Source organism: Cereibacter azotoformans (assembly GCF_021391315.1).
Lineage (GTDB): Bacteria > Pseudomonadota > Alphaproteobacteria > Rhodobacterales > Rhodobacteraceae > Cereibacter_A > Cereibacter_A azotoformans.
In genome coordinates, this window is the sequence record NZ_CP090021.1 from 2,835,491 (window position 1) to 2,851,452 (window position 15,962).

13 protein-coding genes are annotated in these 15,962 nt (G+C 66.9%); 6 read left to right on the forward strand and 7 right to left on the reverse strand.

The genetic code is table 11. From position 1 onward, the window contains the following. The first annotated feature begins 44 nt into the window (after nt 1–44). Both dnaJ and radC read left to right on the forward strand, forming a co-directional pair. The gene (dnaJ, locus tag LV780_RS14210; protein WP_011909713.1) at nt 45–1,193 is read left to right on the forward strand and encodes a molecular chaperone DnaJ; all 1,149 of its coding nucleotides are present in this window, start codon (nt 45–47) and stop codon (nt 1,191–1,193) included. 100 nt (nt 1,194–1,293) lie between these two features. Further along, entirely contained in the window at nt 1,294–2,058 is a 765-nt protein-coding gene (gene radC / locus LV780_RS14215; RefSeq protein ID WP_101339628.1) for a RadC family protein, read from the forward strand. Here radC and LV780_RS14220 read toward each other — a convergent pair. The 3 genes from LV780_RS14220 to secA form a co-directional block, all read right to left on the reverse strand. Further along, on the reverse strand, nt 2,036–3,535 hold the full coding sequence (locus tag LV780_RS14220) for a phosphate ABC transporter substrate-binding/OmpA family protein (protein WP_108220909.1): 1,500 nt from the start codon (nt 3,533–3,535) through the stop codon (nt 2,036–2,038). The genes radC and LV780_RS14220 overlap by 23 nt on opposite strands. Nucleotides 3,536–3,550: 15 nt before the next feature. Next, complete coding sequence (locus LV780_RS14225) at nt 3,551–4,435, reverse strand: hypothetical protein (protein WP_146172295.1); 885 nt, start codon at nt 4,433–4,435, stop codon at nt 3,551–3,553. Nucleotides 4,436–4,583: 148 nt separating this feature from the next. Next, entirely contained in the window at nt 4,584–7,304 is a 2,721-nt protein-coding gene (secA, locus tag LV780_RS14230; protein ID WP_011909709.1) for a preprotein translocase subunit SecA, read from the reverse strand. Between the two features lie 198 nt (nt 7,305–7,502). On the opposite strand from secA, the gene LV780_RS14235 reads away from it, so the two are divergent. From LV780_RS14235 to LV780_RS14250, 4 genes are all read left to right on the forward strand, one after another. Then, nucleotides 7,503–8,357 carry a peptidylprolyl isomerase gene (locus LV780_RS14235; protein ID WP_101339632.1) on the forward strand — a complete coding sequence of 285 codons (855 nt, stop codon included), beginning with the start codon at nt 7,503–7,505 and terminating at the stop codon, nt 8,355–8,357. A 22-nt stretch (nt 8,358–8,379) separates the two neighbouring features. Further along, nucleotides 8,380–9,717 carry a bifunctional glutamate N-acetyltransferase/amino-acid acetyltransferase ArgJ gene (gene argJ, locus LV780_RS14240; protein WP_108220907.1) on the forward strand — a complete coding sequence of 446 codons (1,338 nt, stop codon included), beginning with the start codon at nt 8,380–8,382 and terminating at the stop codon, nt 9,715–9,717. Further along, nucleotides 9,714–10,112 carry a (deoxy)nucleoside triphosphate pyrophosphohydrolase gene (locus tag LV780_RS14245; RefSeq protein WP_117345039.1) on the forward strand — a complete coding sequence of 133 codons (399 nt, stop codon included), beginning with the start codon at nt 9,714–9,716 and terminating at the stop codon, nt 10,110–10,112. Before argJ ends, LV780_RS14245 begins: the two co-directional genes overlap by 4 nt. Before the next feature lie 137 nt (nt 10,113–10,249). Beyond that, nucleotides 10,250–10,390 carry a hypothetical protein gene (locus tag LV780_RS14250; RefSeq protein ID WP_044248362.1) on the forward strand — a complete coding sequence of 47 codons (141 nt, stop codon included), beginning with the start codon at nt 10,250–10,252 and terminating at the stop codon, nt 10,388–10,390. A gap of 86 nt (nt 10,391–10,476) precedes the next feature. Here the strand turns inward: LV780_RS14250 and infB are convergent, their stop codons facing one another. The 4 genes from infB to rimP are packed head-to-tail and all read right to left on the reverse strand — an operon-like array spanning nt 10,477 to nt 15,877. Continuing rightward, a complete protein-coding gene (gene infB / locus LV780_RS14255) occupies nt 10,477–12,993 on the reverse strand; it encodes a translation initiation factor IF-2 (RefSeq protein ID WP_108220906.1) in 2,517 nt (838 codons plus the stop codon). Further along, on the reverse strand, nt 12,990–13,622 hold the full coding sequence (locus LV780_RS14260) for an RNA-binding protein (protein ID WP_044248359.1): 633 nt from the start codon (nt 13,620–13,622) through the stop codon (nt 12,990–12,992). The genes infB and LV780_RS14260 overlap by 4 nt, the downstream gene beginning before the upstream one ends. 14 nt (nt 13,623–13,636) lie before the next feature. Beyond that, entirely contained in the window at nt 13,637–15,241 is a 1,605-nt protein-coding gene (nusA, locus tag LV780_RS14265) for a transcription termination factor NusA (RefSeq protein ID WP_108220905.1), read from the reverse strand. A 21-nt stretch (nt 15,242–15,262) separates the two neighbouring features. Further along, nucleotides 15,263–15,877 carry a ribosome maturation factor RimP gene (gene rimP / locus LV780_RS14270; protein WP_108220936.1) on the reverse strand — a complete coding sequence of 205 codons (615 nt, stop codon included), beginning with the start codon at nt 15,875–15,877 and terminating at the stop codon, nt 15,263–15,265. Nucleotides 15,878–15,962: the final 85 nt, after the last annotated feature.

Genomic DNA, 15,962 nt, shown 5'->3' on the forward strand with positions numbered 1-15,962 from the left:
CTCGAAAGGGCCGCCCCACTCACGTTGCCCAAGGGGATGTGCCAATGGCAAAACGCGACTATTACGAGGTTCTGGGCGTCTCCCGCGGTGCCTCGGCGGACGAGTTGAAGAAGGCCTACCGGACGAAGGCGAAAGAGCTTCACCCCGACCGGAACGCGGACAATCCTCAGGCCGAGGCGCAGTTCAAGGAAGTGAACGAAGCCTACGACGTCCTGCGGGATGCCGACAAGAAGGCGGCCTATGACCGCTACGGGCATGCGGCCTTCGAGGGCGGCATGGGCGGTGGCGGCGGTGCGCGCGGCGCCTACGGCCAGCAGGCCGATTTCGCGTCGGCCTTTTCGGACGTGTTCGAGGATCTTTTCGGCGATTTCATGGGGGGCCGTGGCGGCGCCGCCCGCAGCCGTGCGCAGCGCGGCTCGGACCTGCGCTACAACCTGCGCGTGACGCTCGACGAGGCCTATCGCGGGGTCCAGAAGACGATCAACGTGCCGGCCTCGGTCGCCTGCGACAGCTGCAAGGGCACCGGCGCCGAGGGCGGGGCCGAGCCCGTGACCTGCCCGACCTGTTCGGGCATGGGCAAGGTGCGGGCCCAGCAGGGCTTCTTCACGGTGGAACGCACCTGCCCGACCTGCAACGGCATGGGGCAGATCGTGAAGAACCCGTGCAAGTCCTGCCACGGCGCCGGACGGGTCGAGAAGGAACGCACGCTCTCGGTCAACATTCCCGCCGGGGTCGAGACCGGAACCCGGATCCGCCTCGCCGGCGAGGGCGAGGCCGGGATGCGGGGCGGCCCTTCGGGCGACCTCTATATCTTCATCGAGGTGCGTGAGCATGCGCTGTTCCAGCGCGACGGCGTGCATCTCTTCTGCCGCGTGCCGGTCTCGATCACCGCGGCCGCACTCGGCGGCGAGGTCGAGGTGCCGACCATCGACGGCGGTTCGAGCCGGGTGAAGATCCCGGCCGGCAGCCAGACCGGCAAGCAGATGCGTCTGCGCGGCAAGGGGATGCCTGCCCTTCGCGGCGGTGGCGCGGGCGACATGCTGATCGAGCTTGCCGTCGAGACGCCGGTGAACCTGACCGCGCGCCAGAAAGAGCTTCTGCGCGAGTTCGAGAAGCTGTCCGAGGACAACAATCCCGAGGGCAAGAGCTTCTTCTCGAAGGTGAAGGGCTTCTGGGATGGAATGACCGGCTGAGCCGGTCCGAGGGCTGCGCCCCGGCCGGCGCAGCCCCTTCCGAGCGGTTTGCATGAGTCGTTAAGGGTTTTGCAACCCTGTGCCGCGCAGACTGGGCACCATGTGTGCGACTCGGGCCTTTCATGAAGCGGCGCTTCCCCTTTTCCCCGGCGACGGGGATGAGGCTACGGCAGCGCCGATCGCCGGCCGGCTGCCGTCCTATATCGCCGATCACCGCAAGCGCCTCCGCCTGAGGTTTCAGGAAGGTGGGGCTGCGGCCATGCCGGATTACGAACTGCTGGAGTTGCTGCTGTTCCGCTCCCTTCCGCGTCAGGACGTGAAGCCGCTGGCGCGGCGCCTGATCGACCGGTTCGGCGACCTGAACAGCGTCATTGCCGCCGAGCCCGTTCGCCTCCTCGAGATCGACGGGGTCGGAGAGGCGGTGGCGCAGGATCTCAAACTGGTCGAGGCCGTGGCCCAGCGAATGGCGCGGGCACGGGTCATGCATCGGCCGGTGCTGTCGTCGTGGGCGGCGCTGCTCGACTACTGCCATACGGCCATGGCCCACCGCGCGACCGAGCAGTTCCGTGTTCTGTTCCTCGACCGAAAGAACGTCCTGATCGCGGATGAAGAGCAGGCGCGGGGAACGGTGGATCACGTCCCCGTCTATCCGCGCGAGGTGGTCAAGCGCGCGCTGGAGCTGAACGCTTCGGCGCTGATTCTCGTCCACAATCACCCCTCAGGCGATCCGACACCTTCGGAACAGGATATCGCCATGACGGGCCAGATCCAGGACGCGGCGGCCACGCTGGGCATCGTGCTCCACGACCATCTGATCGTGGGCCGCGAGCGGGAGCTCAGCTTCAGGGCCCAAGGTTACCTGTGAGCGGCCGAAGCCACAGCTCCACCCGCCGGTTCATGCGCCGCCCGGCCACGGTCGTATCGCAGGCCAGGGGAAGGGCTTCGCCGAACCCTTCGACGAGCGGCGGTGCAAGATCGGGGGCGGCCTCCTGCAGCGCCCTCGCCACGGTTGCTGCCCGATCGCGCGAGAGGGAGAGGTTCGCCTCGGCCGACCCGCGTCCATCGGAAAATCCGACCAGCATCAGCTGCTGGTCCCGGAAGCGGCCGACCTCCACCAGCTTGACGAGGTCCGTCAGGGCCTCACGGCTCTGTGCCTCCAGCTTGTTGCCGCCCTCCTCGAAGCGGAAGGTGATCGACAGGCGCTCGGCGCCGGCCATCAGGCCGGTCAGCCGTTTGAGTTCCGCAAGCGGGACCTCTTCGCCCGCCACGCGGATCGCGTTCATCAACCTCTGCCCGTCGGACACGAGCGGCACGCGGCTCGGCCGACGATCCACGAAGCCCGCTTCAGCCACCGCACGCTGGGCCGGCGCCGTCGAAAGAAACTCTAGGAACTCGCGCGCAAAAAGCGGGAGGCGACGACGCGGAGTCACCAGAAAGACCGGAAGGGAGAGCGGGTAGTCCTCTGATTTCACCGCGAGCGGCGAGGGGATGAGGGGAAAGCCGCAGCTGTCGGTCAGAGGCAGCGCCCGCGCCCGGCCCTGCGCCGTGAGCCCCGTAATTGCGAGCGCATAAGGGTCACGGGCCACGCCGGCGGCAAGGCTCGCCAGATCGCCATGGGTAACGCTTGCCGCAATGGGCCGGCCGAGCCGCGCCTCGAGCGCGGCCTCAAGGCTGATGTCGCGCGCCAGCGCATGGAGCACGAGCGGCATGTCAGGCCCGCCGAGGTCTTTCCAGTTCTTCACCTCTCCCGACAGCGCCCGCGCGAGATCGCGGGTGGATATGCGCGGCAACGGATTGTCGGTCGCCACGATCGGCACCAGAGCGTCGAGGGCCAGCACCCGGGTCGTCATCTCGGGATCCGCATGGGCCGTGATCACCAGGTCGGCCGCGCCGGAGGCGAGCGCCTCGGCAGCCTTTGCCGGGGTGGCTGGCGTGAAGCTCACCCGCGCCACGGGAGCGCCCTTTCCGTCCAGAACCTCGGTCGCGAAACCTGCCTCCGCCTTCAAGGACCGGAGGGCATAGCCGCGCGCCTCGGCCTGCGCCCGCAAAAGTCGGGGCAGCAGGCCATGTCCCGCCTCGGTCGCCCCGAGGATCCGGATCTCGGCCAGCGGCGCGACCAGTTCGGGGCATTCTGGCCCCGAGCAGGTGACACCCGCCGAATCCACCGTCAGCGGCCCGTACTTCGTCCCGATCCGGTAGAATTCGCCGTCGAAGCCGAGCAGCGTTCCCTCAAGCGTGATGGCGCCGCTGCGCGACGTGAGGGTGATGTCCTGCGCTGAGGCCGATCCGGCCAGCCAGAAAAGCGCGGCGAGACAGGCCGCGTGCCACCCCTTCACACCCATGAATCCCTGCCTGCCCTACCGAGAAGCGGCCATATTCAGGTCTCGGGGCAGATTCTTCAACACGATATGGCCGCCCACACCGTCGCATGCCGGCATGTCCAGGGTGAGTTCGGTGACCGAAGTGCGCCCCCCGACGCTCTCGACCACTTCGGCCAGCAGGGCGCGGCCGCAGGTGGACGCGCGCACCTCGGCCTCGAGCTGAACGGTGGCGCGCGGGTCGGCGATCGGAAAGGTGTAGATCTCGGCCAGCATGGGCAGCGGCACCTCCGCCTCGCCCAGCAGTGAGAGGAAGCCGCCCCGCCCGGAGGTGCGGCCCGGATCGACCGCCGAGACATGTCCGGGACCTCCGTGCTGCACCGGACCGTTGAAGGCGTGGACTTCAATACCGTGCGCGCCGAGCCACTGGACACCGAAGCGGTGAACGGCAGCCGCCTCGGGTATCGGCTGGGCGGCTTCGGCTTGCGACCCGTCGGCGAAGAGGACAGCCACGCGCCCCTGGGTGTCGAGCGCGGGAAGGTGGGTGCTGAGGTGGCCGGCCGACGAGAGGCGGCCCGTCACCGCAAGGCCGCCATGCCGAAGCACCACGCGCTCGTCGGCGCGACAGGGGGCGGTGATGGTCAGGGCCAGCATGGCCGCGGGCTCGGCCGCCAGCGTCAGGCCGGTGAGGCAGGCCGCTTCGGTGTCCGACCCTGCGGTCGGCGAGCCTTGGGGAAGTTTGGGCGCCGGGCTCTCGGCTGTCTGAGCGGTTTCGGCTGCAGGGATCTCTGCGGAAACGGGGATGACATGCGTCGGGCGCAGATCGTCGCGCGCCCGCTGGGCCGACGCTTCCATATAGTGGCCGGCACCCAGCGCCAGCGTCACCGTCACCCCGGCTGTTGCCAGTCTCCGAACCCGCTCCATCCTTCCGCCCTGCCTGCTGCCGGTCAGAAGCTGATAAGGAGGAAACGGGGCAAATTGGTGGCAACAACTTGCCGATGCCCGCGATAGAACCGGCTTCCTCCCGCTCAGCGTGAGAAAGAAGCCGGTTTATGCCTCAATCTCGCCGCAATCAGTCGAGGCGGCCGTGGCAGTGCTTGTACTTGAGGCCCGAGCCGCACGGGCACGGATCGTTCCGGGCGACGTCGCCCCAAGCCTGGGGCTGCGATTCGCCGTTGTCGGCGCCGACGAGTTCCGGGGCGGGCTGCGGCGCCACGGCGGCCTGCGGTTGCGGCACCGATGCAGGAGCTTCGGCCGCCGTGCGCTGCTGATCGAGGAACTGGCGCATCACGGCCTGTTGCTCCTCTTCGGACAGCGGGCGCACCTGAGCCAGCTTCTGCGTCACATCCTGCCGCAGCGAGTTCAGCATCGATTCGAACAGCGCAAAGGCCTCGGTCTTGTATTCCGACAGCGGATCCCGCTGGGCATAGCCGCGGAAGCCCACCACCGAGCGCAGATGCTCGAGAGTCAGAAGATGCTCGCGCCATTTCGCATCGATGGCCTGCAGAAGGATCTGCTTTTCGATCGACCGCATGGTCTCGGGGCCGAAGGCGGCGGTCTTGTCGGCGATCTGCCGGTCGGCCGCTTCGCACAGCCGCTCGCGCACCACATCCTGATCGACACCTTCCTCCTGCGCCCATTTCGCGAGCGGCGCATCGAGGCCCAGCTTGTCCATCACCGCCCGGTGCATGCCCTCGATGTCCCACTGGTCCGAGTAGCTCTTCGGCGGCATGTGCATGTCGATCAGGTCGTCAATCACCTGATAGCGCATGTCCTGCGCGATGTCCGACAGATCCTCGGCCTCCATGATCTCGAGGCGCTGGCTGAAGATCGCCTTGCGCTGGTCGTTCATCACGTCGTCGAACTTCAGCAGCTGCTTGCGGATGTCGAAGTTGCGAGCCTCGACCTTGGCCTGAGCCTTCTCGAGCGACTTGTTCACCCACGGATGGACGATCGCCTCGCCGTCCTTCATGCCGAGCGTGGACAGCACCTTGTCGAGCCGGTCCGAACCGAAGATCCGCATCAGGTCATCTTCGAGGCTGAGGAAGAAGGCCGAGCGGCCCGGGTCGCCCTGACGGCCCGAGCGGCCGCGGAGCTGGTTGTCGATCCGGCGCGACTCGTGGCGCTCGGTGCCGAGCACGAACAGGCCGCCGGCGTCGATGACCTTCTGCTTTTCTTCGGCATGTTCCGCTTCGATCCGGGCCCGGATCTCGTCGGGGTGCGCGGTCGGATCGGCGGCCAGCGCCTGCATCACCTTCATCTCGACGTTGCCGCCGAGCTGGATGTCGGTGCCGCGGCCGGCCATGTTGGTGGCGATGGTCACGGCGCCCGGCTTGCCCGCGTCGGCCACGATCTGCGCCTCCTGCTCGTGCTGGCGCGCGTTCAGGACGTTGTGCGGGATGCCCGCGGCCTTCAGAAGTTCGGACAGGGCCTCGGACTTGTCGATCGAGGTGGTGCCCACGAGGATCGGCTGTCCGCGCTCGTGCGCCTCCTTGATCGAGGCGACGATCCCGTCGTTCTTCTCGCGGGCGGTGCGATAGACGGCGTCGTGTTCATCGGTCCGGGCCACGGGGCGGTTCGTCGGCACCTCGACCACGCCGAGGCCGTAGATCTCCATGAACTCCTCGGCCTCGGTGGCCGCGGTGCCGGTCATGCCGCCCAGCTTGTCGTAGAGGCGGAAGTAGTTCTGGAAGGTGACCGAGGCGAGAGTCACGTTCTCGGGCTGGATCGAGACGCCCTCCTTGGCCTCGATCGCCTGATGCAGACCGTCCGACAGGCGGCGGCCGCGCATCATGCGGCCGGTGAACTCGTCGATCAGCATGATCTCGTCGTTGCGGACGATATATTGCTGGTCGCGGTGGAAGAGCTTGTGGGCGCGCAGGCCCTGGTTGACGTGGTGCACGATGGTCGTGCTTTCCGGGTCATAGAGCGACTGACCCTCGGGCAGCAGGCCAGTCTCGTGCAGCCGCGTTTCCAGGAACTCGTTGCCCTCCTCGGTGAAGGTCACGTTCCGCGTCTTCTCGTCGAGCTTGTAGTGCTCCTCGACGAGTTCCGGGATCAGCTTGTCCACCTTGGTGTAGAGATCGCTGCGGTCCTGGCTGGGCCCCGAGATGATGAGCGGCGTCCGCGCCTCGTCGATCAGGATCGAGTCGACCTCGTCCACGATGGCGAAGAAATGGCCGCGCTGCTTCATCTCTTCCTTCGACGCCTTCATGTTGTCGCGGAGATAGTCGAAGCCGAGCTCGTTGTTCGTCGCATAGGTGATGTCGGCGCGATAGGCGGCCTTCTTCTCTTCCTCGGACTGGAAGGGATAGACCACGCCCGTCGTCAGGCCGAGCTGGGCATAGACCTTGCCCATCCATTCGGAGTCGCGCTTGGCGAGGTAGTCGTTCACCGTCACGACATGCACGCCCTTGCCGGCGAGCGCGTTCAGGTAGGCGGGGAAGGTGGCGACGAGCGTCTTGCCCTCGCCCGTCTTCATCTCGGCGATGTTGCCCTGATGCAGGAAGATCCCGCCCATCAGCTGAACGTCGAAGGCCCGGAGGCCAAGGGCGCGGCGCGCGCCCTCGCGGCAGTTGGCGAAGGCTTCGGGCAGAAGATCGTCGAGGCTCTCTCCGCCTTCCTGCACCCGTCGCTGGAATTCGGCGGTCTTCTGCTTGATGCCCTCGTCCGAGAGCGCCTGAAATTCCGTCTCAAGTTCGTTGATGCGAGCCACGAGGCTGCGGACGGACTTCACCTTGCGGTCGTTGGGCGTTCCGAAGATCTTGCGCGCGAGCGTTCCGAGACCCAGCATGTTTTCTCCGCCTGGTCGTTCCTGACAAGCCAAGTGCTCTTGACATGATCGTGTGACCCATCGGCCTTGCTCCTTCCGCCCGTAGTCTCCTAGAAGGCAGACAGCCCGGCCCCGGCTCACGCGACCCAAGCGATGTAAGGGGATGGAGGGGTCAAGTCAACGTCGCGCGAGGGCGCGCCCGTTCAGGAGAAGGTGAAAATGGCGAACATTGCAAGGTTCTGGCGGGGCGCCTCCGTCGCGGCCCTCTGCGCCCTGGCGCTGGCCGCTCCGGTCCGTGCGGACGAGGTGACGGCCGACACGGTGGTGGCGACGGTCAACGGGCAGGAGATCACGCTGGGCCACATGATCGCGCTCCGGGCGGGTCTGCCGGACCAGTATCAGAGCCTGCCGGACGAGGCGCTTTTCAAGGGCATCCTCGAGCAGCTGATCCAGCAGGCCGCCCTCTCGCAATCGGTCGAGGGAACGGTGACGAAGCGCGACCAGCTGTCGCTGCAGAACGAAGAGCGCGGGTTCCTCTCGGCCGTGGCGATGCGCCGGGTGGTTGAAGGCGCCGTCACGGACGAGGCCCTTCAGGCGGCCTATGACGCGCGCTTTGCCGATGCGGCCGAACAGACGGAATACAACGCCTCGCACATCCTGGTGGAGACCGAGGAAGAGGCCACCAAGCTCAAGGCCGAGATCGAGGGCGGCGCCGACTTCGCCGACATGGCCCGGGAGCATTCGTCCGACGGTGCGGCGGCCAATGGCGGCTCGCTCGGCTGGTTCGGTCTCGGGATGATGGTGAAGCCTTTCGAGGATGCGGTCGTCGGGATGAAGCCCGGCGAGGTTGCGGGCCCGATCGAGACCCAGTTCGGCTGGCACCTCGTCAAGCTGAACGAGACCCGCATCGCCGAAAAGCCCACGCTTGACGAGATGCGCGACGAGCTGGCCGGCCAGATCGAACAGGAGGCGATCGCCCGCCACATTGACGAGGTGACGGCCAAGGCGACCATCGTCCGCCCCGGCGAGGGGATTGACCCGGCGACGCTTCGGAAGGAAGAACTGCTCGACTGATCCGCGAACCGGAGGCACGGGCATGGGCAAGACGGACTGGAAAGACGAAGCCAAGGCGCTGAAGAAGAAGCTGTCGAAGCTCAAGGCCCGCACGAAGGCCGAGAAGCCCGAAGCAAGGACCGCGGGCGCCAAGCTGGTGTCGCCGCTGGCCCCCGCCTCCTTCCCCACCCTTCCGGCCATCGGCGGGGTGGAATTCTCCGCCGTAGAGGCGGGCGTGCGCTACCAGAACCGCAAGGACGTGATGCTGATCCGGCTCGCGCCGGGCACTTCCATGGCGGGTGTCTTCACCCGCTCCTCGACGCGGGCGGCCTGCGTGCTCGACTGTCAGGCCAAGATCGGCAAGGTCTCGGAGGCCGGTGCGGCGATCATCGTGAACTCGGGCAACTCGAACGCCTTCACCGGCGCCGTGGGCGTCGAGGCGGTCGAGGCCGTGACCGGCGGCGTGGCCGAGGCCCTGGGCCTGCCGGTGGAGCGGGTCTTCTCCTCCTCGACCGGCGTGATCGGCGAACCGCTGCCCTACGAGCGCATCACCGCGCAGATCCCCGCGCTGGTCGAGGGCCTGTCGGGGGACGCGATCGAAATGGCGGCGCGCGCCATGATGACGACCGACACCTTCCCGAAGGGGGCCTGTGCGGTGGTCGAGGGCGAGGGCGGCCCGATCCAGATCGCGGGCATCGCCAAGGGCTCGGGCATGATCGCACCCGACATGGCTACGATGCTGGTCTATATCTTCACCGACGCGAAGATCTCCCAGCCCCTCCTGCAGAAGATGCTCTCGCGGCAGGTGGAGGCCACCTTCAACGCGATCACCGTGGACAGCGACACCTCCACCTCGGACGCGCTGCTGCTGGCCGCCACCGGCACCAGCCCGGCGGCCGAGTTGAACGGACGCTCGAAGGCGGGACGCGATTTCGAGGCTGCGTTGGGGCGGGTGATGCTGGACCTCGCGCATCAGGTGGTGCGTGACGGTGAGGGCGCCACGAAGTTCGTCGAGATTCGGGTCACGGGTGCGGAAGGCCCCGAAGACGCGCACCGGGTCGCCATGGCCATCGCGAATTCGCCGCTCGTCAAGACGGCCATCGCGGGGGAAGATCCGAACTGGGGCCGCATCGTGATGGCCGTGGGCAAGTCGGGTGCGGTTGCCGACCGCGACAGGCTGTCGATCCGGTTCGGCGACATCCTGGTCGCCGAGAAGGGCTGGCGCAGCCCCGATTATCGCGAGGAGGACGGCGCGGCCTACATGAAACAGTCCGATCTGGTCATTGCGGTGGATCTGGGCCTCGGCACCGGCAGCCGCACGGTCTGGACCTGCGACCTGACGCACCGCTACATCGACATCAACGCCGACTATCGCTCGTGAAGATCGTCCTCGTCTCGGCCGTGGCCCTCATCGACGGCGACGGCCGCGTGCTTCTGGCGCAGCGGCCCGAGGGCAAGTCGCTCGCGGGCCTGTGGGAATTTCCCGGCGGCAAGGTCGAGCCCGGTGAGAGCCCCGAGGCCGCGCTGATCCGCGAGCTGAGGGAAGAGCTTGGCATCGACACGAAGGCGAGCTGCCTGGCGCCGCTCACCTTCGCGAGCCATGCCTACGAGGATTTCCACCTGCTGATGCCGCTCTTCGCCTGCCGCCGCTGGGAGGGAATCCCCCAGCCGCACGAGGGCCAGAAGCTCACCTGGGTGCGCCCGCAGGCGCTGCGCGACTATCCGATGCCGCCGGCGGACCTGCCGCTCATCCCGATCCTGCGCGACTGGCTGTAACGTCCCTGTGGCATTAGGGTATCAATCGTTTATTTGCCGCACCCCAATAAGGCTCTACGACCAAAATCCTGCGTGTTTCTTTATCGATTTGTGACTAACCTGAACCTGGGGAAACTTGCTTCTTTGGGGGAAAGCAGATGCTCAGGACGATCACGATCGGAAGCTGCGTCTCGGTTCAGGGTCTTCTCATCGGTCAGCTCGCCGATGGCAAGGTGATGGTCCGGGTCGATGAAAAGACCTTCGTCGGATACCCGATTCCATCGAAACGCGCCGCCTGATGATCCTGCGGGCAGGCGGCCCGGAGTGTTGAAGGAAAAGGCCGGGCAAGCGCCCGGCCTTTCTTTTTCGGCGGAAGACCTGCGGTTCAGGCGAGCTTGCGCTCGACTTCCTCGCGTTCGAAGATCTCGATGACGTCTCCGGCACGGATGTCCTCGTAGCGTTCGAAGGCCATGCCGCATTCCTGACCGGACTGCACTTCCTTGACCTCGTCCTTGAAGCGCTTGAGCGTCTTCAGCGTGCCCTCGTGGATCACCACGTTGTCACGCAGCAGGCGCACACCGGCCGAACGCCGCGCCACACCCTCGGTCACGAGGCAGCCCGCCACGTTGCCGACGCCGGTGATGCGGAAGACCTCCTGGATCCGGGCATAGCCGATGAAATGCTCGCGCACTTCCGCCTTCAACAGACCCGAGGCCGCCTTCTTCACGTCGTCCACGAGATCATAGATCACGCTGTAGTAGCGGATCTCGACGCTCTTCTGATTCGCGGCCTGACGCGCCGAGGCGTTGGCCCGGACGTTGAAGCCGATGACCGCGGCCTGCGAGGCTTCTGCGAGGCCGATGTCGGTCTCGGTGATCGCGCCCACGCCGTAGTGGAGGACGCGCACGCGGACCTCCTCGTTGCCGACCTTCTCCAGCGCCTGCACGATGGCCTCGGCCGAGCCCTGCACGTCGGCCTTGATGACCACCGGCAGTTCCGCCACGTCGGCATCGGCCTTGGCCTTGGCCATCAGCTGTTCCAGCGTCGTCGCCGCCCCCGCAGCCGCGCGCTTGTCACGCGCCGCCTTCTCGCGGTAGTCGGCGATCTCGCGAGCCTGGGCCTCCGTCTCGACCACGTTCAGCACGTCACCGGCTTCCGGCGTCCCGTTCAGACCCAGAACCTCGACCGGGACCGAAGGGCCGGCCTCGTCCACGCGCTCGCCCTTGTCGTTGACCAGCGCGCGGACCTTGCCCCACTGCTGACCCACGACGAAGATGTCGCCGCGCTTGAGCGTGCCGTGCTGCACCAGCACCGTCGCGACCGGGCCGCGGCCCACGTCGAGCTTGGCCTCGATCACCGCGCCCTGAGCCGCCCGCTTGGGGTTGGCGCGAAGGTCGAGAAGCTCGGCCTGAAGCGCGATGTTCTCGAGCAGCTCGTCGAGCCCCAGACCCGTCTTTGCCGAGACCTCGACATCGAGCACGTCGCCCGACATCTTCTCGACGATGACCTCGTGCTGGAGCAGGTCGGTGCGCACCTTGTTCGGGTCCGCGTCCGGCTTGTCGATCTTGTTGATCGCGACGATCATCGGCACCTTGGCCGCCTTGGCATGCTTGATGGCCTCGACGGTCTGCGGCATCACGGCGTCATCCGCCGCCACCACCAGCACGACGATGTCCGTCACCTGCGCACCACGGGCACGCATCGAGGTGAAGGCCGCGTGGCCGGGCGTGTCGAGGAAGGTCAGCACGGCGCCGCTTTCGGTCTTCACCTGATAGGCGCCGATGTGCTGCGTGATGCCGCCGGCCTCGCCCGAGACCACGCTCGTCTTGCGGATCGCGTCCAGAAGCGAGGTCTTGCCGTGGTCAACGTGGCCCATGATCGTGATGATCGGCGGACGCGGCTGGAGATCCTCCGCCTTGTCCTCGACCGTGTCGATCACATGTTCGACGTCGGCATCCGAGACCCGGACGGCGCGGTGGCCGAATTCCTCGATCACCAGTTCGGCCGTGTCGGCGTCGATGGACTGGTTCATCGTGACCATCATGCCCATCTTCATGAGCGCCTTGACCACGTCGGCCGCCCGCTCCGCCATGCGGTTGGCAAGCTCCTGCACCACGATGGTTTCCGGCAGCTGCACGTCGCGCACCTGCTTTTCGGCCTTGTGGCCGAAGCCCATCGCCTTCTGGCGGGCCTTCTCCTGCTTGCGCTTCATCGCGGCGAGCGAGCGCGTGCGCCCGCCCTCGCCCGAAAGCGCCTCGTTCAGGGTCAGCTTGCCCGAGCGGCGCGAATCGTCCTTCTTGGTCGTGCGGTCGCGATCGGCCTCGCGCTCGCGCTCCTTGCGCGAGGGCGGCAGACCGGGCTTGGCCGAGGTCGGCGCAGAGGCGCGCGAGTCGGCTGCGTCCGGCTGTGCGGTGGCCGGAGCCGGGGCGGGCGCACGCTTGGCCTCTTCGGCACGGCGGGCGGCCTCTTCGGCCTCGCGGCGGGCGCGCTCCTCATCCTCGGCCTTCTGGCGCAGGGCTTCGGCGCGCTCACGCTCTTCGCGTTCCTTCGCCTCGAGCTCTTCGCGCCGGCGCTGGCGCTCTTCCTCGCGCTGGCGCTCTTCCTCGGCGCGGCGCTTGGCGTCGTCGACTTCGCGCAGCTTGGCAGCGCGCAGGGCGGCGAGGCGACGCTCCATCTCGGCATCCGAGATGCCGGCGGGGCGCTTCGCCGGGTCGCCGAGGTGCGACGGCGAACTCGTCGTGGTCGAAGACCCCGAAGCACCCGGCTTCGGAACGACCACGCGCTTGCGCTTCGTTTCGACCAGGACGCTCTTGGTGCGGCCGTGGCTGAAGCTCTGCTTCACCTGGCCCGAACGCGAGCCGCCACCCAGGCCGAGGGGTTTCTTGCCGTCTGTATCGCTCATGCGTCTTTCGTATCCCTTCCGGCGGCCCTGCCGCCGATCTGCCCGCGAAGCCCGGCCAGTCTGGCCGCTTCATCCTGAACGCGCGTCGTGAGTCCACCAGCCGCGAGCGCGCCGTGTATCGCATGTTCACGGCCGAATGCCAAACCCAATTCCCGGGCCGTCAGACAGCCGATGAACGACCTCTTCCCACTGGGCGGGTGCAGCTTCGATTTGCCGCGCTCCGACCCGTCACTGGCCTGGATGAGAACTTCCGCCTCATCCTTGGTCAGCCAGTCCTTCACCTTCTCGTATCCGGCGACCGCCTCTCCCGCCTTGCGAGCAAGCGAGATCAGATCGATCACCCTCCGCGCGAGCTGCGACTCGACCAGATCGGCCAGCCCCTCCGGCACCTTCACCGGCTGGCGCGCGGCACGGGCGAAAAGACCTTTTGCCGCGGCCTTCTCGATCGCCTTGCGGTCGGCCGAGACATACATGCCCCGCCCCGGCAGACGCCCGAGAATGTCGGGCACCACCTCACCCTCGGGTCCAAGCCCGAAGCGGATCAGGCCGGCTTTCGGCCCGCTCTCGCCCGTGGCAAGGCAGCGCCGTTCCGGCTCGTCCCGCATGTCGTCCCGGCCCCCGCGAGTCATCGGATTCGCGAGGCTCAGGCCTCGCCCTCCGTCTCTTCTTTCTCTTCGGCCGTCTCAAGCTCGGTCGGATCGACCCAGCCGAGCATGACGCGCGCGGTCATCACCAGATGTTGCGCTTCCTCGAGGCTCACGTCGAACTTCTCGAGGACACCTTCGTCCTTCACCCGCTGGCCGTTCACCGTGGTCCAGCCGCCGGCCAGTTCCCAGTCGGCGCAGGTGGCGAAATCTTCCAGCGTCTTGATGCCGTCCTTGGCCAGCGCCTCGAGCATCTGCGGCGTCAGCCCCTCGAAATTGGCCAGGGAATCCTCGAGCCCGAGGGCGCGGGCGGATTCGAGCGCCTTGCGGTTGGCTTCTTCCAGATGGTCGCGGGCACGGGCCTGAAGTTCGGCGGCCGTATCCTCGTCGAACCCGTCGATCGAAAGGAGTTCCTCAGGATCGACGTAGGCGACTTCCTCAAGGTTCGTGAACCCTTCGGACACCAGAAGTTGGGCCATCATCTCGTCGATATCAAGGGTCTCCATGAAGAGATTCGTCCGCTCGGCGAATTCGGCCTGGCGGCGGGCCGATTCGTCGGCCTCGGTCATGATGTCGATGTCGAGCGCCGTCAGTTGGCTGGCCAGACGCACGTTCTGGCCGCGGCGGCCGATGGCGAGCGAGAGCTGCTCGTCCGGCACCACGACCTCGATCTTGCCGGCTTCCTCGTCGATCACGACCTTGGACACTTCGGCCGGCTGCAGCGCGTTCACGAGGAACGTGGCCTGATCCTGATTCCACGGGATGATGTCGATCTTCTCGCCCTGAAGCTCGTTCACCACGGCCTGAACGCGGCTGCCGCGCATACCGACACAGGCGCCCACCGGGTCGATCGAATTGTCATAGGAGATCACGGCGATCTTCGCGCGCGAGCCCGGATCGCGGGCCACGGCCTTGATCTCGATGATGCCGTCGTAGATCTCCGGCACTTCCATCTTGAAGAGTTCGGCCATGAACTGCGGGTCGGTGCGCGACAGGAACACCTGCGGGCCGCGGGCCTCGCGGCGGACGTCCTTGATGTAGGCGCGGATCCGGTCGTTCGGGCGGTAGCTTTCGCGGCCGATCTTCTCGTTGCGGCGCAGGATGCCCTCGCCGCGGCCGATGTCCACGATGATGTTGCCGTATTCCTCGCGCTTGACCACGCCGTTGATGATCGAGCCCTTGCGGTCCTTGAACTCGTCGTACTGGCGGTCGCGCTCGGCCTCGCGCACCTTCTGCAGGATCACCTGCTTGGCCGATTGCGCCGCGATCCGGCCGAGGTCCACCGGCGGCACCTCGTCGATGATCTCGTCGCCGATCTGGGGATCGGACTTGTAGGCCTTCGCCTGCTTCACCGTCAGCTGGGCGTGGTGATTCTCGACCGCCTCGTCCTCGACCACGGTGCGAATGCGCGCGAAGGTGGCGCGGCCCGTCTTGCGGTCAATCTTCACCCGGATGTCGAGGTCCGAGCCGTAGCGCGACTTGGCGGCCCGCGCGAGGCTTTCCTCCATCGCCTGGATCACCAGATCGGGGTCGATCATCTTCTCCCGCGCGACCGCCTCGGCGGTTTGCAGCAGTTCAAGCTGGTTGGCAGAGGTGATTGCCATGGGCGTGCTCCGGGTTGGCGGTCAGTGGCGGGTGATGGGCGTCTCGGCCTCGTCGGCCTCCTCGCCTTCGGTTTCCTGAATCTCGTCGAACTGGCTCTCGTCGAAATTGCCGCTGGCCTTCTTCTGGCGCAGCATCTCGGCGATCAGCTCGTCGGTGAGGATCAGCTTGGCATCCGACAGCCAGTCGAACTTCAGCCCGATGGTCACGAAGCCCTCCTTGCCATCCTCGATGGTGATGAGAACCTCATCGCCCTCGGTCCCGGCCAGCTCGCCCTTGAAGCGGCGGCGGCCGTCGATCAGCTCGGCCGTCTCGATCCGCGCCTCGTAGCCCGCCCAGGCGTCGAAATCCTTGAGCCGGGTCAGCGGGCGGTCGATGCCGGGGCTGGAGACCTCGAGCGTGTAATTGTCCTCGATCGGGTCCTCGACATCGAGCACGGCCGAAACGGCGGTCGAAATCTCGGCGCATTCGTCCACGACGATGCCGCCATCCGGCCGGTCGGCCATGATCTGCAGCGTGCGGGTCTTGCCGCTCATCAGCCGGAGGCGGACAAGCTCGAATCCCATGCCCTCGATCACCGGCGTCACGATGTCGGCGAGGCGGCGGTCGATGGCGGTCTTGGCGACGAGGTCGGACATGGGAACCCCCAAAACGAAAAAACGGGCCGAGCGGCCCGTTGCGATCATCGGTGGAGCCGTCGGGTTTGGAGGCCGAGGCGCCGCT

Bases quoted from the DNA above. Each gene is read 5' to 3' on its own strand.
- dnaJ (WP_011909713.1), top strand. From the start codon at position 45: ATGGCAAAACGCGACTATTACGAGGTTCTGGGCGTCTCCCGCGGTGCC.
- radC (WP_101339628.1), top strand. From the start codon at position 1,294: ATGTGTGCGACTCGGGCCTTTCATGAAGCGGCGCTTCCCCTTTTCCCC.
- LV780_RS14220 (WP_108220909.1), bottom strand. From the start codon at position 3,535: ATGGGTGTGAAGGGGTGGCACGCGGCCTGTCTCGCCGCGCTTTTCTGG.
- LV780_RS14225 (WP_146172295.1), bottom strand. From the start codon at position 4,435: ATGGAGCGGGTTCGGAGACTGGCAACAGCCGGGGTGACGGTGACGCTG.
- secA (WP_011909709.1), bottom strand. From the start codon at position 7,304: ATGCTGGGTCTCGGAACGCTCGCGCGCAAGATCTTCGGAACGCCCAAC.
- LV780_RS14235 (WP_101339632.1), top strand. From the start codon at position 7,503: ATGGCGAACATTGCAAGGTTCTGGCGGGGCGCCTCCGTCGCGGCCCTC.
- argJ (WP_108220907.1), top strand. From the start codon at position 8,380: ATGGGCAAGACGGACTGGAAAGACGAAGCCAAGGCGCTGAAGAAGAAG.
- LV780_RS14250 (WP_044248362.1), top strand. From the start codon at position 10,250: ATGCTCAGGACGATCACGATCGGAAGCTGCGTCTCGGTTCAGGGTCTT.
- infB (WP_108220906.1), bottom strand. From the start codon at position 12,993: ATGAGCGATACAGACGGCAAGAAACCCCTCGGCCTGGGTGGCGGCTCG.
- LV780_RS14260 (WP_044248359.1), bottom strand. From the start codon at position 13,622: ATGACTCGCGGGGGCCGGGACGACATGCGGGACGAGCCGGAACGGCGC.
- nusA (WP_108220905.1), bottom strand. From the start codon at position 15,241: ATGGCAATCACCTCTGCCAACCAGCTTGAACTGCTGCAAACCGCCGAG.
- rimP (WP_108220936.1), bottom strand. From the start codon at position 15,877: ATGTCCGACCTCGTCGCCAAGACCGCCATCGACCGCCGCCTCGCCGAC.